This window comes from Pedobacter sp. UBA5917, assembly GCF_002432345.1.
Classification (GTDB): domain Bacteria; phylum Bacteroidota; class Bacteroidia; order Sphingobacteriales; family Sphingobacteriaceae; genus Pedobacter.
Genome location: NZ_DJDT01000216.1, coordinates 1 through 4,695 on the forward strand (window position 1 = coordinate 1; position 4,695 = coordinate 4,695).

General features: G+C 38.3%; 6 protein-coding genes. 2 read left to right on the top strand and 4 right to left on the bottom strand.

The genetic code is table 11. The features are described from left to right. Positions 1-112 precede the first annotated feature (112 nt). Positions 113-469: a VOC family protein gene (locus B2V92_RS14525; protein ID WP_293309341.1), complete on the bottom strand. Its 357-nt coding sequence runs from the start codon at positions 467-469 to the stop codon at positions 113-115. Between the two features lie 74 nt (positions 470-543). Beyond that, positions 544-1,143 carry a peptide-methionine (S)-S-oxide reductase MsrA gene (gene msrA, locus B2V92_RS14530; protein ID WP_293309343.1) on the bottom strand — a complete coding sequence of 200 codons (600 nt, stop codon included), beginning with the start codon at positions 1,141-1,143 and terminating at the stop codon, positions 544-546. A 293-nt stretch (positions 1,144-1,436) separates the two neighbouring features. Between msrA and B2V92_RS14535 the strand changes: the two genes are divergently transcribed. After that, complete coding sequence (locus B2V92_RS14535) at positions 1,437-2,399, top strand: isopenicillin N synthase family dioxygenase (protein ID WP_293309345.1); 963 nt, start codon at positions 1,437-1,439, stop codon at positions 2,397-2,399. 163 nt (positions 2,400-2,562) lie between these two features. Continuing rightward, the gene (locus tag B2V92_RS14540) at positions 2,563-2,961 is read left to right on the top strand and encodes a hypothetical protein (protein ID WP_293309347.1); all 399 of its coding nucleotides are present in this window, start codon (positions 2,563-2,565) and stop codon (positions 2,959-2,961) included. A 418-nt stretch (positions 2,962-3,379) separates the two neighbouring features. On the opposite strand, the gene B2V92_RS14545 is transcribed toward B2V92_RS14540, so the two are convergent. After that, positions 3,380-3,898: a hypothetical protein gene (locus B2V92_RS14545; protein WP_293309349.1), complete on the bottom strand. Its 519-nt coding sequence runs from the start codon at positions 3,896-3,898 to the stop codon at positions 3,380-3,382. 64 nt (positions 3,899-3,962) lie between these two features. After that, a partial coding sequence (locus B2V92_RS14550) for a serine hydrolase (protein ID WP_293309351.1) occupies positions 3,963-4,695 on the bottom strand: 733 nt, incomplete at its 5' end.

Below are 4,695 nucleotides of genomic sequence, written 5' to 3' on the forward strand. Positions count from 1 at the left end.
ATAGGAGCGGAAAAAAGATTCTCTGGATTTATGTCCACAAGATAGGATAGCGATCGGGTCCGCTCGAGATGACGTTACTCCTAGTCATTTATAGCGATCTTTATTCAATAAATTAACCTCCAATATGGCTTAAAATATTGATCAATTTACCAAAAGGATCCCTGGTATAAAAACGACGTACTCCCCAGGGCTCATTAACCAGACCATATTCGATAGGAAATCCGGCAGCTTTTACTTTTTCAAATACCACATCAACATTTTCAACCTCAATGGATAAATCCGGTGTGGGTGTACCCGATCCGCCCTCAGAAGCAAAACTGACCTGTACATCCATTTTTTGACCAATAGCTCCATAAGTGGCAATCCAACCGTGATCCATGATCAGATCGAGCTCAAGGATATTTTTGTAAAAACCGGCCGCATCGGCAATTCTCTGTGTATCGATATTGAGTACGATTCTTTTTACCATTGCAGTATAATTATAAATGATTAAACAGGAAAAAGCCCTGCAATGTTTATTGCAGGGCCAGGCAAAATAAATATTTAATTTTTAAGCTTCGCTTTAAATATTTTTTCGAGTTTATCTATTTTCGGCTGGATCACCAATCTACAATAAGGCTCACTTCCGTTTTTGTTGAAATAATTCTGGTGATAGTTCTCAGCTACATAAAACGGCTTGGCAGCTTCGATGGCGGTTACCACTTTTTTGCCATAGGCATTGGTTTTGTTCAATTCGGCTTTATATTTTTCTGCCAGTTGCTTTTGCTCGGGTGTATGGTAAAAAACCACCGAGCGGTATTGTGTACCGCTATCGGCACCCTGACGGTTTAAAGTTGTTGGATCGTGGCTTTTCCAGAAAACCTCCAATAAATCATCGTAAGAAATCACCATTGGATTATAGGTAATTTCCAAAACCTCTGCATGTCCGGTTGCACCTGTACATACCTCTTCATAAGTTGGATTGGTTAAAGTACCGCCCTCATAACCCGATCTAACCGAGGTTACACCTTTTAAACGTTGAAATATGGCTTCGGTACACCAGAAACAGCCCATCCCAAATGTAGCTTTCTCTGTCTTTTTTCCCTGTGCATTTGCCTGGTTTAGGGCCAGCACCGATAATAGGATTAAAATTATTTTTCTCATTTTGTGTTCCATTGTGTGTATTTATTGTATTAGTCGTAAATAAGCTTTTAACCTTACAGCATAAATCAGTTATTGATTATTATTTACATTTAATTATACGAAATAAATTAAGCCATAGTTTGCTTTAATGTTATAATGGATTTTGCATGACAATCGCAACTTTCCGTTGATTTTTTTGTTATTGTTAATAACTTAAGATTTTGATACATAATTTTTTAAAGCACAAAACACCCCACAAAACACACTTATTAACAATTCTTTTTTAAATTCGTATAACATTAAAATTTAAAATTATGTCTACACCGTATATTCCTTGCCTGGATTTAGGCTCTTACATCAATGGTTCTGAAGAAGAACGTAAAAAGTTTTCTGATGAATTGGGCAGGGCTTTTAACGATTCGGGGTTTGTTACGATTACCAACCATGGTTTAAGCCAGGAATTGATCGATAAGCTTTATGAAAATATTAAAGCTGCTTTTTCATTACCTGTTGAAACCAAGAGAAAATACGAAAAACCAGAACTTGCCGGTCAGCGCGGTTATACCAGTGCGGGCAAAGAAACAGCGAAAGGTGCCAAAACACCCGACCTGAAAGAATTCTGGCAGATTGGTCAGGAAGTTACAGACGGAGATCCGGTTAAAAACGAATATCCTGATAACGAAGTTTTAGAAGAGTTACCGGAATTTAATCAGGTAACGGGCGATATTTATAAAAAACTGGAAGAAAACGGAACGCATTTGTTACGTGCCATTGCTACCTACCTTGAATTGCCGATCAATTATTTTGACAAACATGTTCATAACGGAAACTCTATTTTAAGGGGCATACATTACTTTCCTATCGAAAATCCTGAAACCATCCCTGATGATGCAGTACGTGCGGGTGCACATGAGGACATTAACCTGATTACCTTATTAATTGGCGCAAGTGCTGATGGTTTGGAGGTTTTAACGCGCAGCAACGAGTGGTTGCCGATTAAAGCACACCATACCGATATCGTGGTAAACGTTGGCGACATGTTACAGCGTTTAACCAACAACAAATTAAAATCGACAACACACCGTGTAGTAAACCCACCGCGCGAACTGATGAAAACTTCGCGTTTCTCGGTTCCGTTTTTCCTTCACCCACGCAGTGATATGGATTTAACCAGCTTGCCATCAACCATCGATGCGGAACATCCCAAAGCTTACAGCGATATGACTGCTGGAGAGTACCTGGATGAAAGGTTAAGGGAAATTGGATTGAAGAAGTAGTTTGGGGTTGGGAGTTCCTAGTTTGGAGTTTCTGGCGAATTGTATAAAATTAAACAAAAAGCATCGGCCAAAACCGGTGCTTTTTGTTTTTTTAAAAGCCATCAACTTTTTAGCATACATTTTTACGGTTATTAATAACTTTATACAGCTAAAAATTCGCTCAATGTTTTTCAAATTCAACTACAAACGTACTGTTCAGTTCCTTTTGGCATTACTTCTTATTCCAACTACATATATCGGCATTCCATTAAATGGCGGAGATAAGGGTTGGATTTATGTAAACGGCGTACTCCGGGATTATTACGTACACAGAACTTCATTCCTAATTTCATCTGTAAACTTTTCAGTATTTGAGTTTTTTGTGTTGATTGGCAATATGCTTCTATACATAGCCCCAATTCTTATTTTTACCAGAATTAATAAAATCGGTGCAGTTTATATCCCAACTTTATTTTTAGTACTCACCCTTATTTATTTCCCGCTTATGATTATTCTGTTTATTCCCTATGTACTGATCTGGATTGCTTTGCTAATCTACTCGAAACGTGCATTGGAAAAATAAAAGCCCATTTTTCTTCCAGCAGTGACATAGAAAATAACCAATAAATATTAACTGAAGATGAGAACAACAAGCCACCTGAGAACAACTAAGTTGAGTAATTTCAAATCAAAACCTACCCTTAATACCCTTAATCCCTTAATGGTCAACAGTTAAACATTATTTCTATTATTTGACCACCTAAGCCACCTGAGAACAGCTAAGTTGAGTAATTTCAAATCAAAACCTACCTTAATTTCTTACTGGTCAACAACTCAACATTTCCCCTATTATTTGACCACCTAAGCCACCTGAGAGCAGCTAAGTTGAGTAATTTCAAATCAAAATCTACCCTTAATGCCCTTAATCCCTTAATGGTCAAACATTAATTTTTTTTTTGGAAAGCAAACCAATCTTCGGACCTCGGTCACCAGACTTCCTACTATTTCAACAAACTCCTTACCGTAACCTGAGGAGTTTCTCCAGCGGGCACAATAAAAATGGCATCGTTCTCGATCACCTGTCCTTGGTCAAAGTAGTATCCTGCAATAACAGGAAGCACTGCAGTAATGGCTTTTCCATCTTTATCTTTAGTGGGATAAGTAACATTGATGGTATGGCTTTTCATACTTACCTGAACTTTTTTTGAGGTTAGCCTTGCTCCTGTGGCATTTACACAATCTAACTCTATGATTTTTGAATTGGAAATACCTGTTAAGTCCAGCGAACTGCTTAAACGGATATTAAAAGACTTACCCGTATTATTTTTTACCGAAGCCAAAACTTTATAACGGTCGAAATTCTGGTCTTTTATGGTCAGTTTTTCCTTGTTGACTACTGAATAAGTTACAGCAATGCCATCAACGTTTACCGTTTCGCCATCCTTAATCTGCTGAGCATTCGTAATTGAAGCCAAGGTTAAAAAGGGTAATAAAAATACAAGTGTTTTAATCCATTTCATAGAATAGCTGTATTAGGTTATTCTGAAATTACGGATAATATTTAAATTGACCAATGTTCACTTCCTATTTCTTCGATTCATCAATCGCTTTGTTTACCACATCCTGTATCCTGCCCCTGATTTTGAGGTTAGAAAGTTTATCGGTAACGGTTGGATTAACACGATTGGATAAAAAGATGTAAACCAGCCCACGTGATGGATCTACCCAAACACAGGTTCCGGTATAACCGGTATGACCATAAGTTTGTGGCGAAGCCAGTTCGGATGGATAATGTTTGGTACTATCAGGATCCCAGCGATCGAACCCCAAACCCCTGCGGCTTACATTCGACTGCTTGGAAGTAAACATATCAACAGTTGAGTTTTTGAAATACTCTACCCCGCCATAAGTACCGCGATTTAACAACATCTGATAGATAATGGCCAGATCGTTCGCACTGGCGAATAAACCTGCGTGCCCGGATACGCCACCCGCTAAAGCTGCCCCCTGATCGTGTACATAACCTACAAGCAGGGTTTTTCTGAAATACTTATCATCTTCTGTTGGGATAATCTGTTCTGGCTTAAAACGGTTGCGCGGCAGGAAACCTGCAGTTTGCATTCCCAATGGTTTATAGAAATTTTCGTAGGTATATTGATTTAAAGGCTCTTCGCTGATGTGCTCTACAATATCTTTCATTACATACATGCTGATATCGCTGTACACATATTTACCACGGGTTTTAATGGGCGAATTGAGCATTTTAGGCCACATAAAATCTTTAAAGAAACCTTTTTTGATGTAATAGTTATCGGCT